The following is a 12,598-nucleotide window of genomic DNA, read 5'->3' as shown; positions in this document are numbered from 1 at the left end:
TAATCCCATGAAAAAGGCGGCTCGCAGGCCGCCTTTTTTTATCGGATATTGCCGGTGAGGGCTGTCAGCTGCGCCCTTCCGGGGCCACCGAGATACGCACCGTCTCACCGCTGTTGCCGGGAAAGCCGGTGAAGATGGCCTCGACCAGATTGGGGACCAGATAGGTCAGGTCATCGGAGCGCGACATGGACTGTGCCCGGCCCTCGAACAGCCGTTCGCCGGTGCCGGCCCGTTCGATCTTCATGTCGATTTCACCGGTGAAGATGGTGTAGCTGCGCACACCCCCGAACCCGCCGCCAAAGATGAACGGATCGTTGAAGCCATAGACGAACCCCCGGCCATAGAGACCGCGGCGGCCGATGAAGCGGGGGCCGTAGAAGGGATCGTACAGACCGAAGCGTCCATAGCCGAACGGCGACCCGAACGGGGAAATGTCGGACACCACGCGTTCGCGCCCGGTATCGACGTCATAACCGAAGCTCACCACCAGATCGGCGGCGGCCGGGTTGGCGGCCTGGCGATAGCCTTGGCGCACCATTTCGGACGCCACGATATTGGCATATTGGCCAAATTCGATGCCGCCGGCGTTGGCCGGATCCTGCGCGACGACCGTAAAACTTTCCCCCTGGGCCGGTGGCAGCTGCTGGAAGCGTTGGACATTGGCCTGAAACGGCGTGGCGCAGGCCGCCAGCCCCAGCAGGGCAGCCGGGGCGGCGAACTTGGTGGCTTGGCGAAAGCTGATGCTGAACATGATGCGGGCTCCTACGGACTCAATACGCGTAAAGACAATATAGGTAACAAGGTGACATAGCGCCACTGAACCTCGATTGAACGCATGAGAGGCACGGCTGGATGCATTGCTGCGCCGCCGTTTATGCTAGCGTAAGATTGCTGCACGCGCCCGTATCAGCGCAGCAGGCCGAGCGCTTCATAGGCGCTGGCCAGGATCCGTGCGCCGGTTTGCGCGGCCTTCTGCGCGCCCTTGGCCAGGATCGCATCGATCGCGGCGTCGTCATTCTTCAGCGCGTTGAACCGTTCGGAGATCGGCGCCAATTTGCTCACGGTGAGATCGGCCAGCGCGGGTTTGAACTGCCCGAAACCCTGCCCGGCATAGTCCTGCAACACATCGGCGGGCGCGCGGCCTTCCAGCGCGGCATAGATCGTCACCAGATTGCGCGCTTCCGGACGGCCCGCCAGATCGTCCATCGAATCGGGCAATGGCTCGGCATCGGTCTTGGCCTTCTTGATCTTCTTGGCGATCAGATCGGCATCGTCCGCCAGGTTGATCCGGCTCATGTCCGAAGGATCGGACTTGCTCATCTTGGAGGAGCCATCGCGCAGGGACATGATCCGCGCCGCGTCCGTGCCGATGAACGGCTCAGGCAGCACGAAGGTCTCGGTCCCGGTGTCGTTATTGAACTTTTCGGCGATGTCGCGCGCCAGCTCCAGATGCTGTTTCTGGTCATCACCGACGGGCACATGGGTGGCATTGTACAGCAGCACATCGGCGGCCTGCAGCACGGGATAGGCGAACAGCGCGATACTGGCGCCTTCGCGGTTCTTGCCGGACTTGTCCTTAAACTGCGTCATGCGGTTCAGCCAGCCCATGCGCGCGGTGCCGTTGAGCAGCCATTGCAGCTCGGCATGGGCGGGCACGCGGGCTTGGTTGAACAGGGTCGCCTTGTCCGGATCGACGCCGGATGCGATCAGCGCGGCGGCCATTTCGCGCGTGCCAGCGCGCAAGGTGGCCGGATCGTGCGGCATGGATATGGCGTGCAGATCGGCCAGGAAGAACAGGCACTCGCCTTCATCCTGCATCTTCACCCAGTTGACGATCGCGCCGAGATAATTGCCGAGATGGAGATTGCCGGTTGGCTGGATGCCGGAGACGACGCGCATGATCAGGTGGTTTCCTCAGGGGTGGTTTTGGCAGGCGCGCGGCGGACCAGCGCGCGGATGTCGCCTAGCCGAAAGGCGCGGGTTAGGAAACAGGCGGCCAGATAGACCGCCGCGCCGCCGCCGCACAATATGGCCAGCGTGATGGCTTTTTCCAGCATCAGCCCCTGCATGTGCGGCGCGGCCAGAATGCGCGCGAACCAGAGCGCCGCGCCCATCAGCAGCGCGGCGAGCAGCAGCCGGGGCAGGCGGCGCACCAGCTGCGCATCGGCGTGAAACTGCCCGCGCTTGCGCAGCGTCCAGTATAACAGTCCGGCATTGATGCTGGCGGACAGCGCGGTGGCGAGCGGGGGGCCGAGATAGCCGATGGTGGGAATGAGCGCGAGATTGCCGACGATGTTCACCGCGATCGCGATCATGGCGAAGCGCACCGGCGTGCGCGTGTCGCTGCGCGCATAATAGCCCGGCGTCAGCACCTTGATCATCACATAAGCGGGCAGGCCGATGGAAAAGGCGGCCAGCACCATGGACGTCGCCTCGGTATCGCCCGCGCTGAACGCGCCATATTGGAACAGGCCGCGCACGATCGGTTCGGAAATGGTCAGAAACGCCACGGTGGCCGGCAGCGTCAGGAACAGCGCCAGCTCGATGCCCCGGTTCTGCATGTGCATCGCCTCCTGCGCCTTGTCCTCGCCCAGCAGGCGGGAAAGGGTGGGCAGCAGGATGGTGCCAAGGCCGATACCGATCAGGCCGAGCGGCAGCTGGTTCAGCCGGTCGGCATAATAGATATAGCTGATCGCGCCCGGCGCCAGCAGGCTGCCGGCCAGCGCGGTGGAGATCAGCAGATTGATCTGCGTCGCGCCCGCACCGGCGGCGGCAGGCAGGATGAGGGAGAACAGGCGGCGGATATCCTTGTCGATACGTGGCGGCCTCAGCGACAGTTTGACGCCCGCCCGGCGGCAGCCCCAGATCAGGAACAGCAACTGCAGCACGCCGCCCGCCGTCACCGACAGCGCCTGCACCCAGGCGGTCTCGTAAGGATCGTCGCCATGAAAGAGCCACAGCCCGCTGATCATCGCGATGTTGAGCAGGATCGGCGCGGCGGCATTGACCCAATATTTCTCCATCGAATTCAGGATGCCGCCCAGCAGCGACACCAGCGAGATCATCAAAAGATAGGGAATGGTGATGCGTGACAGCGTGACGGCGTAGGAGAATTGCGCCGGCGTGGGATCTTTGAAGCCGCCGGACAGCGCATAGGTGACCGGCCAGGCCGCGATCATCAGCGCGGCGGTAAAAACCACCAGCATCGGAAACAGCACCGCCAGCGCGCGCTCGGCAAAATCGATGCCCGCAGGCTTGCCGCCGCCTTCGGCCACGCGCCGGTTGTACATGGGGATGAATGCGGCGGTAAACGCGCCCTCCGCAAACAGGGCGCGGAACATATTGGGCAGGCGGAAGGCGACGAGAAACGCATCGGACGCAAAGCCTGCGCCGACATAGCGTGCCTGCAGGGCATCGCGCACCAGCGCCAGCACCCGGCTGACCAGCGTCAGCCCGCCGATGGAGCCGAGGGATTTGGCGAGATTCATGCCCGCCGGTCAGCCAGGAGGGCCAGCACCGCAGCGATGGCCCTCATCAGGCTGCTCCGATCAGGCTTGGCCGACGGGGGGCTGATCGCCGCCCGCCTGCGCACCGGCCTGCTCACGCTGCTGCATGTAGAGCTGGTTGAAGTCGATCGGCTCCAGCATCAGCGGCGGATAACCGGCATCGCGCACGGCATCGGCCAGAATGCGGCGGGCGAACGGGAAAATGATTCGCGGCGCTTCGGCGAAGAGAAACGGGTGCGCCGCCTCTTCGGGCACATTGCGCAGGCCGAACAGGCCGCAATAGACCAGCTCGACGATGAAGCTGACGCCCTTTTCGCCATTGGCTTTCACGTTGAGGCGCAGCGCCACCTCATGCACTTCTTCGTTCAGCGCATTGGACTGGATGTTGACCTGCACGTCGATCTGCGGCTGCCCGCCCCAGTTGTAGCTGTCCGGCGCGTTCGGGTTCTCGACCGAAAGATCCTTGATATACTGGCTGAGCACGCCAACCGATGGCGCATTGTCCATGCCATTGGCATTGTCGCCGCCCTGATTGTTGAAATCGAGATCGCTGCCATCTTCGGCCATGGTCTTCATCCTGTCTTGCGGGTGGAGCGGCGCCCTCGCGGCCCCGCTGCTATGTTGCCCGCGCGACTAGCAGTGGCGGCGGTTGAGGGCAACCGATTGGACATCGCACAGCCCGTCTGCACGCGGGTGGAAGACGGCTCGCGGCACTGCCCCGACGGAAAGGCATTTGAAACCCCATCCGATCCAACCTATGTATCGGCAGACGTGCCGCTTTCCGGTACGGACCTATTTTTGCGGTTCTGGAGGCAATGTGACGCCTGAAATGATCATTCTGGCCCTGCTCGCAGGCTTTCTTGGCCTGCGGCTTTATTCCGTGCTCGGCAAACGCACCGGGCATGAGCAGGAGCCGATGCCCCGCCGCGTGGAGGAAAGCCCCCGCGCACCCGCTGCCCAGCCGCAGCGCGGTGATGACAAGCGCGAAGGCGCAGCGCCTGTGGAAGACATCCCTGCCGTTGCCGGCGCTGGCCGCGATCTCGCCGCCATCGGTGCTGCCGACCGCGACTTCGATCCGGCGCGGTTCGTCGAAGGGGCGAAGTCGGCTTACCGCATGGTGCTCGAAGCATTCTGGAGCGGTGATCGCGACACGGTGGATTTCCTGACCGACGACGAGGTGGGCCAGAGCTTCATCAGCGCGATCGATGCCCGCGAAGAGCGCGGCGAGACGCTGGAGCACCGGCTCGTGCGGATCGAGGATGCGAAAATTCTGGAAGCGGATTATCGCCGTCCCATCGCCCGGGTGACGATCCAGTTCGACGCCGATATCGCCGCTCTGGTGCGGGACAAGGATGGCAATGTGATCGGCGGATCGATGACCGACGCCGTCGAGGCGCATGACATCTGGACCTTCCAGCGCGACGTCACGTCGAACGACCCCAATTGGACGCTTGTCGAGACCGCCACGGTTTGACACTAAGCCGGTATGACTGGCTTTTCCTATCGAACACAGGCTGCGGCGGCTCTCTGGGCCGCCGTTTTGCTGTCGGGCTGCTCCGGTGTGATACCGGAAGGCGGCGGAGTCCGCTCCCCGTCGTCTGCGCCCGGCACCCCGCAGCTTGGCTATGAGGATGCCGCGCCCACGCCGCGTCCCGCACCGCCCTATCGCAGCGACAGGGCGGCAGCACCGATCCCGGCGACGGCCTTGCCCCCCATGTCGTCCGGCGCGGCGCGCGGCGACGGTAGCGTGGCGGCGGCGAGCGCGCTGGTGCGCGGCCCTGCGGTGCGCAGCCTGCCGATCGATCCGTCGCGGGCCGCTGCCGCCCTGGCCGCTTTTCGTCTGAGCTGTCCCGGCGTGCAACGCCGCACCGATCGCAGCGGCCTGACGCAAAACGGCGATTGGGCGGAAGCCTGCAATGCCGCCGCCAATGCTTCGGACCGCGACGCGATTGCCTTTTTCGACCGCCATTTCACACCCGTGCAGGTGGCCGAAGGCAAGGCCTTCGCCACGGGGTATTTCGAGCCGGAGATTGCCGGATCGCGCACGCACCGCCGAGGCTACGACACGCCTATCTATGGCCGTCCCGGTGATCTGATCGATGTCGATCTTGGCCAGTTCAATGACGAACTGGCGGGCAAGAAGGTGCGCGGCAAGGTGGAGGGGACCAAGCTCGTCCCCTATGATGAGCGCGCTGCCATCGTCCAGGGCTCCCTGGAAGGCCGCGCGCCGATCATCGGCTGGGCCGCCGATCCGGTGGAGCTGTTCTTCCTGCAGGTGCAGGGCTCGGGCCGGCTGCGTCTGCCCGATGGCGGCGTGATGCGCATCGGTTACGCGTCGCAAAATGGCCGCGCCTATACCGGCATCGGTGCGCTGATGCGGGACCGCGGATTGCTCCAGCCGGGCGAAGCGTCGATGCAGGGCATTGTCGGCTATCTGCATCGCAACCCCGAGGAGGGGCGGCGGATCATGGACGAAAACAAGAGCTACGTCTTTTTTCAGGAACTGACCGGGGCCGGGCCGCTGGGCGCCATGGGCTATGCCGTGGCGCCGCGCACCACGGTGGCAGCGGATCCGGACTTCGTGCCGCTCGGCGCGCCGGTCTGGATGTCGATGGACCGGGCCGAACCCAATGGGCTCTGGGTGGCGCAGGACACGGGCGGTGCCATCAAGGGGCCCAACCGGTTCGATACCTTCTGGGGCGCGGGCGAGGAAGCACGGGCGATTGCCGGTGGTATGTCGGCGCGCGGATCAGCGCTCATCTTTTTGCCCAATGCGTCGGCGGCGCGGCTCGGCCTGTGAGCCGCCGCCCGCTCGGCCCTGACGAAGCAGCGCTGTGGCAGCGCGTCATCGCAACCGTGCGCCCCATCACCACCGCCAAGCCCCGGCCCGCTGCGCCCACCGCCGAGGCTGCACCGGTCGCTGCGCCGCCGCCGCCTCCACCGCCGACCGGGAAGCCGAAGGGGCGTATACCTGCGTTCCGCCCCGCCGCGCCCGCACCGCCACCACCGCCCGCGCCGGGCAATCTGGATGGCAGCTGGGACCGGCGCATCATCAAGGGGCGGCTGGAGCCCGATCTCAGCATCGATCTGCATGGCCGTAATCTGGCCGGCGCCTATGACCGGCTGGATAGCGCGCTGGAGCAGGCCATCGCCATGCACTATCGCACCATCCTGCTGGTGACCGGCAAGGATCGCGGCCACGACCGCGCGACTGGCGAAGGCCGCGGCGCGATCCGCGCGGCGGTGCGCGACTGGCTGGCCTCATCCCGCCATGCCAGCCGCATCGCCTCGGTCCGCGGCGCGCATCCGCGCCATGGCGGCGACGGCGCGCTCTATATCGTGCTGCGGCGGCCCGGCGTGTAACCAGCTTGCGCTCAGCGCGGCGTTTCTTGCAGCACGGTCAGCGGATCGACGATCACCATGTCGTGCATCTGATCGAGATAATGTTCGATATAGCCCTTGTGGGAGGCGCCGACGATCAGCAGCACGCGGATCCCCGGACGGGCGGCGAAGACATCCCGCAGATTGGCCGCCATGCGCAGGTTGCGCGTTTCCCAATAGCCAAGATAGCCGCGTCCGAAACGCTGGGGGGACGGCTCTTCCAGCGCGGCCCCGAAATCGCTCCGATACGCCAATGGTGCATAGTCCGGACCATTGTAGGCGCGGTACAAGGCCAGCAAGCCCCCCGGTTCGCCCAAGCGCGCTTGTAAGGCGTCCGCCTCTTTGAAGCGCCGTGCCGTTGCCGGATTGTCCCAGGCCTGTTCGATAGCTTTGCCATAGGCCGCTTCATTCGAAACGGGGGCATCGGCGGTGTGATCGTCGATCGCAAAGACGCGCTCCAGCCCCAGACGCGCGGCCAGCGCGGCGGCGATCAGCAGGCTTTCATCATTGCGTGCGCGCAGTTTCTCCAGCCGGGCGACCAGCGCCGCGTCCAGTCCATCGCCTTCATGCCGGTCCATGTCCGCCAGACGCAGCCACTGCACCAGCGCCGAGGCGCTTTCGCCGCCAGCGAGAAACAGCGCGGCAAGATGGCGCCGCTCGGCTGCGGTCGGCACTGGCGGCCAGCTGGCGAGCGCGGCCTGCCATGCGGCGGTGGCGGCGGGCACATCCAGACCGGTCGCGGCGGCGGCAGGGGCCGGATTCCAGCAATAGGCTTCCACGCTGTCGCTATAGCGGTCCGGATATTGGCGCATGACGTCGCAACCGGCGCCGGATATCGATTCGATGGCAATGGCCTGGGGAGCCCAGGACTGCAGATCATCGATGAGCGGCTCGACCTGTGCCGGATCGAAGGTGGACGGCAGATTGGACAGGTGCGGGCTGCCCAGCACCATCAACTGATTGGCTGGGCCAACGTCCGGGCCTTTATACGCACCGGTATCGAATGGCGTGTAGGATTGCGCGCTGGCCGCCGCCGAAGCGGTCAGGGCGAACAGGACAGCGATTACAATGTTGCGCCTACGCATCGACGATATCTCCTGCTGAAGACATCAGTGTCTGCCTCAACCCGCCGGCATCTCCAGCGCCTTGCGCACGATCCGCCGATAGATTTCGACCAGTGCCTCCAGATCGGCGATCTCGACCGCTTCATCCAGCTTGTGCATGGTGGCGTTGCGCAGGCCGAATTCGACGACCGGGCATAGCTTGGACAGGAAGCGCGCATCGGACGTGCCGCCGCTGGTCGATAGCTCGGGCTCCACGCCGGTCACTTCCGTGATGGCTGCGGCGATGATGGCGCTGAAATCGCCGGGCGGGGTGAGAAAGGGTTCGCCCGACACAATGGCCTCCACCGTGCCGCCGTGCAGCTCGGCCACCGAGCGGACCATGCGCACCAGGCCGTCGCCCGTATGCCGGTCGTTGAAGCGGATCGACAGGCGGGCACTGGCCTCTCCGGGGATCACATTATGCGCTTCATTGCCCACGGTGAGATCGGTGACCTCCAGATTGCTCGCCTGAAACCAGTCGGTTCCGTTATCGAGCCTCACCTTTTCCAGCTCGCTCATGATCGCGCACAGGCGCGGGATCGGATTGTCGGCATTGTGCGGATAGGCGACATGGCCCTGCGTGCCGGTAACGGTGATCCACATATTGACCGAGCCGCGCCGGCCGATCTTCATCATGTCGCCCAGCGTATTTACCGACGTCGGCTCACCGACCAGACACAGATCTGGCACGATGGAACGCTCGGCCATGAATTCCATGAGCGCGCGGGTGCCGAAGACGGCGGGGCCTTCCTCATCGCCGGTGATGATCAGGCTGATGCGCCCGGCGTCTTCGGGAATATCGCCTATGGCCGCGACGAAGGCGGCGATGGAGCCCTTCATATCCACCGCGCCGCGCCCGTAAAGCAGCCCGTCGCGCTCGTCCGGTTCGAAGGCGCTGCCGGTCCAGCCCTTGCCGGCGGGCACCACATCCAGATGGCCCGCAAAAGCGAAATGCCGGCTCCCGCTGCCGCGCGTGGCAAAGAGATTTTCCACCGGACCGTCGGGCGCTTCTCCGGCGACGAACCGGCTGATCGTGAAGCCCAGCGGGGCCAGGATCGCCTCCATGGCATCGAACACCGCCCCGGTGGCGGGCGTCACGCTTTCGCAGGCAATCAGCTGGCGGGCGAGGTGGGTCACATCGGTCACGGCTTTGGTCTCCATCAGGCGGTGGCGCTGCTGCCCAGATCCTCGTAGCGTTCCAGCGTCCAGTCCTCTTCCTCGGCTGCGGCGCACCAGTCCTGCACCCACTGATGCTCCAGGATCGCCTCCGAATAGGATATGGCGAAGCCGGGCAGCTTGAAGCCATAGGTCTTGAAGCGGGACACGACCGGCGCGTACATGATGTCCGCTGCGCTGAAGGTGCCGAACAGATAGGGGCCGGACTTGCCGAAACGCGCCCGCGCTTCGGCCCAGAGCTGCAGGATGCGGATGGCATCCGCGCGGGCGGCATCGCTGATTTCATGATCGGGGAAGGAGCGGCGGGTGTTCATCGGGCATTCGCGGCGCAGGTCCATGAAGCCGCAATGCATTTCGGCGCACATCGAGCGGGCCATGCCGCGCGCGACTTCGTCCTTCGGCCAGAACCGGTCGCGGCTGGTCTTGTCGGCCAGCCAGTCGACAATGGCGATGCTGTCCCAGATCACGCTCTCGCCATCCCACAGGATCGGCACCTTGCCATGGCTCGGCGCCATATCCTCTTCGCGTTTCCGGTTGTCCCACTCATCGGTGTAGAGCGGCACCAGGATTTCCTCGAACGGCAGGCCGGACTGCTTGGCCGCCAGCCAGCCGCGCATGGACCAGCTGGAATAGGCCTTGTTGCCGATGATCAGTTTCATATGGGATTGCCTAACGGTTGTGGCCGGGGCGGAGCCGACGGCGATTATTGCTTTTCGATCGACTCCAGAACAGCTGAACGCAGCTCTTCGATCCCGAATGCCTTTTCGGAGGATGTGAGAATCAGGCCGGGAAAGGCGGCGGGGTGCTTGCGCAGCGCGGCCTCCACCTTGGCGGCGACATCGTCCCGCTCGGTCTGCTTCACCTTGTCGGTCTTGGTCAGCACCGTGCGGAAGCTCACGGCGGCCCCGTTCAGCATGGCCATCATGTCCAGATCGACGGGGCCGATGCCGCGCCGGGCGTCGATCAGGAGGAAGGTGCGCGCCAGTACCTGCCGCCCGCGCAGATAATCGTTGATGAGGTAACGCCAGCGTTGCACCGTCTTGACCGGGGCCTTGGCATAGCCGTAGCCGGGCATATCGACGATGCGAAACAGCGGCGGATCGCCGACGTTGAAGAAATTCAGCTCCTGCGTGCGTCCCGGCGTAACCGATGTCCGCGCAATCGCCTTGCGGCCCAGCAGCGCGTTGATGAGCGAGGATTTGCCAACATTGGAGCGGCCCGCAAAGGCGATCTCCGGGGCGTCCGGATCGGGCAGGAATTCCAGTTTCGGCGCGGATTTCAGGAAATCGACCTTCCCGGAAAAGATCGCATTATGCTCGGCATTCATGGCTGGCGCTCCTGCTGGAAGGTCGCAAAGGACGCGATACGTCCCGCCGCCATAGTCAGGCTGGAACGGCGGCGGGGGCATAAGGTGGGAAGGGGCATGACGGTCATCGGCCGATCTTAGGTCAGGTCTGGGGTTTTAGGACAGCGAATAAAGGGCGTTGTCTGCCCAGGAGAATCACGTCGTTGACGCGACAGATAGAAGCTGGGGCAATCCGTTGAGACGGCCCCGTGCCGGTTGGCGTCGGCGATCAGCCATGAAGTTTCCTGGCCACGGGCAGAAGCCCCCCCGCCCCAAAGGAGGGGCGAAGGGTGCGCTGTCGGAGTTCAGGCTTTCGTCTTGGCCTCGCGCTCGCGCATCTTGGCTTCGGCATCGCGCTTCATGGCTTCCTTCAGCTCTGGATGCCGGGCGTAGAGCAGCTTCTGCTGGGCGATGGTGAACAGGTTGCTGGCCACCCAATAGAGCTGCAGACCGGCGGCGAACGGCGCCATGATGAACATCATCACCCATGGCATGATCGAGAAGAGCTGCTTCTGGATCGGGTCCGTCATCGGTTGCAGGCGGAACTGGAAGAACATGGTCACGCCCAGGATGATCGGCAGCACGCCGATGGCCAGGAAGCCGGGTGGATCGAACGGGATCAGACCGAACAGGTTCACCGGCGTCAGCGGATCGGGCGCGGACAGATCCTGAATCCACAGCGCGAAGGGCTGGTGGCGCATCTCGATCGACAGCATCAGGAGCTTGTAGAGCGCGAAGAACACCGGAATCTGCAGGAACATGGGCAGGCAGCCGGCCAGTGGATTGACCTTTTCTTCCTTGTAGAGCTTCATCAGCTCCTGCTGCTGCTTGGTCTTGTCGTCCTTGTGAATTTCCTGCAGCTTTTTCATCTTCGGCTGGATGGCCTTCATCTGCGCCATAGATTTGAACTGCTTCTGCGCGATCGGGAACATCAGGCCGCGCACGATCAGCGTCAGGCAGATGATGGCCACGCCGAAATTGCCGACCAGATCGAACAGCCATGTGAGGACGTAGAGAAACGCCTTCTCGATCGGGCGGAACCAGCCCCAGTCGATCGCCAGATCGAATTTCTCGAAGCCGAGATCGCTGCGATAATGATCCAGCACCTCGGTTTCCTTGGCACCGACGAAGAAATGACTGCGCTGGGTGAACTGGCGGCCCGGCTGCAACACGGTGGGCGTCTTCTGCAGCATCTCGTTCTGGAAGACGTCGCCCGATGCGCGGAAGGCGGCATCGATCGGGGTCTTCTGGTCGGGCACCAGTGCGGTCAGCCAATATTTGTCTGTAAAGCCGAGCCAGCCGCCGGTGGTGGCGAACTTGGCGCCATCCGGGCCGGCTTCCTCGACATCGTCATAGTTCCAGCCATAATCGGCCGATCCGTCGAACACGCCCATCGGGCCGACATGGATGGTCCATGTGCTCTTGTCTTCGGAGACGCCGCGGCGGCTGATCAGACCATAAGGGCGGATGGCGATGGGCGCGCCGCCGCCGTTCATGACGCGCTGGTCCACGGTGATGAGATAATCCTCATCGATCGCCAGCAGCATCTGGAAGGTCTGGCCGGTGCCGTTGCGCCAGCTGAGCGTGACCGGATTGCCCGGCGTCAGGCGCTGGCTGCTGGCCTGCCACACGGTCTTGTCTCCGGGCAGTTCGATACCCTCGCCAAGCCAGCCGAACCGCGCGAAATAGGCGTCCGCCGTGCCGGCAGGCGACAGCAGGCGCACCTCCGGCGTGTCGTCATCCACGCCCATGCGGTAATTTTTCAGCATCATGTCATCAATGCGCGCACCGGTCAGGCTGATCGATCCGTCGAGCTTGGGCGTATCCACCTGGATGCGTCCGCCATCGGCCAGCGCGGTCTGCAGGCTGCGCTGCGATACCACGCTGTTGGGCACCACCACCTCCGGATTGGCGGGTGGCGCGGCCTCACCGGCCTGCGCGACATCGGCAGAAGCGGCCTCGTTGTTCGGGAAGAACTGGCCGGTGATATAGGGCCATCCGAACAGGATGATGCCGATCAGCAGGACGGCGATGATGACGTTGCGGCGATCTTCCACGTGGAAATCCGTTTATTCGAGGCGCAAGGG

The 12,598-nt window shown here is 64.6% G+C and carries 12 protein-coding genes; 3 read left to right on the top strand and 9 right to left on the bottom strand.

The window, feature by feature from the left end; all coding sequences use genetic code 11:
• Positions 1-64 precede the first annotated feature (64 nt).
• The 4 genes from G410_RS0109925 to secB form a co-directional block, all read right to left on the bottom strand.
• Positions 65-751, bottom strand: a complete 687-nt coding sequence (locus tag G410_RS0109925; RefSeq protein WP_022673503.1) for a DUF4136 domain-containing protein — start codon at positions 749-751, stop codon at positions 65-67.
• 155 nt (positions 752-906) lie between these two features.
• Positions 907-1,899, bottom strand: a complete 993-nt coding sequence (gene trpS, locus G410_RS0109920) for a tryptophan--tRNA ligase (protein ID WP_022673502.1) — start codon at positions 1,897-1,899, stop codon at positions 907-909.
• 2 nt (positions 1,900-1,901) lie between these two features.
• Entirely contained in the window at positions 1,902-3,488 is a 1,587-nt protein-coding gene (gene murJ / locus G410_RS0109915; protein WP_022673501.1) for a murein biosynthesis integral membrane protein MurJ, read from the bottom strand.
• Between the two features lie 60 nt (positions 3,489-3,548).
• Entirely contained in the window at positions 3,549-4,073 is a 525-nt protein-coding gene (secB, locus tag G410_RS0109910; RefSeq protein ID WP_028971328.1) for a protein-export chaperone SecB, read from the bottom strand.
• Between the two features lie 250 nt (positions 4,074-4,323).
• On the opposite strand from secB, the gene G410_RS0109905 reads away from it, so the two are divergent.
• From G410_RS0109905 to G410_RS0109895, 3 genes are read left to right on the top strand one after another with little or no spacing between them, the layout of a single operon-like run.
• Positions 4,324-4,980, top strand: a complete 657-nt coding sequence (locus tag G410_RS0109905) for a Tim44/TimA family putative adaptor protein (protein WP_028971327.1) — start codon at positions 4,324-4,326, stop codon at positions 4,978-4,980.
• 12 nt (positions 4,981-4,992) lie between these two features.
• Complete coding sequence (gene mltA / locus G410_RS0109900; RefSeq protein WP_022673498.1) at positions 4,993-6,306, top strand: murein transglycosylase A; 1,314 nt, start codon at positions 4,993-4,995, stop codon at positions 6,304-6,306.
• The gene (locus G410_RS0109895; RefSeq protein ID WP_022673497.1) at positions 6,303-6,869 is read left to right on the top strand and encodes a Smr/MutS family protein; all 567 of its coding nucleotides are present in this window, start codon (positions 6,303-6,305) and stop codon (positions 6,867-6,869) included. The genes mltA and G410_RS0109895 overlap by 4 nt, the downstream gene beginning before the upstream one ends.
• A gap of 11 nt (positions 6,870-6,880) precedes the next feature.
• Here G410_RS0109895 and G410_RS0109890 read toward each other — a convergent pair whose 3' ends face one another.
• The 5 genes from G410_RS0109890 to yidC all read right to left on the bottom strand — a co-directional run bounded on the left by G410_RS0109890 (position 6,881) and on the right by yidC (position 12,568).
• Positions 6,881-7,972: a DUF5694 domain-containing protein gene (locus tag G410_RS0109890; protein WP_022673496.1), complete on the bottom strand. Its 1,092-nt coding sequence runs from the start codon at positions 7,970-7,972 to the stop codon at positions 6,881-6,883.
• A gap of 36 nt (positions 7,973-8,008) precedes the next feature.
• Positions 8,009-9,151, bottom strand: coding sequence for a succinyl-diaminopimelate desuccinylase (gene dapE / locus G410_RS0109885; protein WP_022673495.1), 1,143 nt, complete (start codon positions 9,149-9,151; stop codon positions 8,009-8,011).
• The gene (locus tag G410_RS0109880; RefSeq protein ID WP_022673494.1) at positions 9,151-9,825 is read right to left on the bottom strand and encodes a glutathione S-transferase family protein; all 675 of its coding nucleotides are present in this window, start codon (positions 9,823-9,825) and stop codon (positions 9,151-9,153) included. The genes dapE and G410_RS0109880 overlap by 1 nt, the downstream gene beginning before the upstream one ends.
• A 44-nt stretch (positions 9,826-9,869) precedes the next feature.
• Complete coding sequence (yihA, locus tag G410_RS0109875) at positions 9,870-10,493, bottom strand: ribosome biogenesis GTP-binding protein YihA/YsxC (protein ID WP_022673493.1); 624 nt, start codon at positions 10,491-10,493, stop codon at positions 9,870-9,872.
• Positions 10,494-10,816: 323 nt separating this feature from the next.
• Positions 10,817-12,568, bottom strand: a complete 1,752-nt coding sequence (gene yidC, locus G410_RS0109870; protein WP_022673492.1) for a membrane protein insertase YidC — start codon at positions 12,566-12,568, stop codon at positions 10,817-10,819.
• Positions 12,569-12,598: the final 30 nt, after the last annotated feature.

It is taken from the genome of Novosphingopyxis baekryungensis DSM 16222, from assembly GCF_000420305.1.
Taxonomy (GTDB): Bacteria; Pseudomonadota; Alphaproteobacteria; order Sphingomonadales; family Sphingomonadaceae; genus Novosphingopyxis; species Novosphingopyxis baekryungensis.
Note: the sequence above shows the minus strand (reverse complement) of the source record. Positions and strands in the feature narration are given on the sequence as shown.

Excerpts from the sequence above, each read along its gene's own strand:
- G410_RS0109890 (WP_022673496.1), bottom strand. The coding sequence starts at position 7,972 with ATGCGTAGGCGCAACATTGTAATCGCTGTCCTGTTCGCCCTGACCGCT.
- yihA (WP_022673493.1), bottom strand. The coding sequence starts at position 10,493 with ATGAATGCCGAGCATAATGCGATCTTTTCCGGGAAGGTCGATTTCCTG.
- mltA (WP_022673498.1), top strand. The coding sequence starts at position 4,993 with ATGACTGGCTTTTCCTATCGAACACAGGCTGCGGCGGCTCTCTGGGCC.
- G410_RS0109925 (WP_022673503.1), bottom strand. The coding sequence starts at position 751 with ATGTTCAGCATCAGCTTTCGCCAAGCCACCAAGTTCGCCGCCCCGGCT.
- secB (WP_028971328.1), bottom strand. The coding sequence starts at position 4,073 with ATGGCCGAAGATGGCAGCGATCTCGATTTCAACAATCAGGGCGGCGAC.
- G410_RS0109880 (WP_022673494.1), bottom strand. The coding sequence starts at position 9,825 with ATGAAACTGATCATCGGCAACAAGGCCTATTCCAGCTGGTCCATGCGC.
- trpS (WP_022673502.1), bottom strand. The coding sequence starts at position 1,899 with ATGCGCGTCGTCTCCGGCATCCAGCCAACCGGCAATCTCCATCTCGGC.
- dapE (WP_022673495.1), bottom strand. The coding sequence starts at position 9,151 with ATGGAGACCAAAGCCGTGACCGATGTGACCCACCTCGCCCGCCAGCTG.
- murJ (WP_022673501.1), bottom strand. The coding sequence starts at position 3,488 with ATGAATCTCGCCAAATCCCTCGGCTCCATCGGCGGGCTGACGCTGGTC.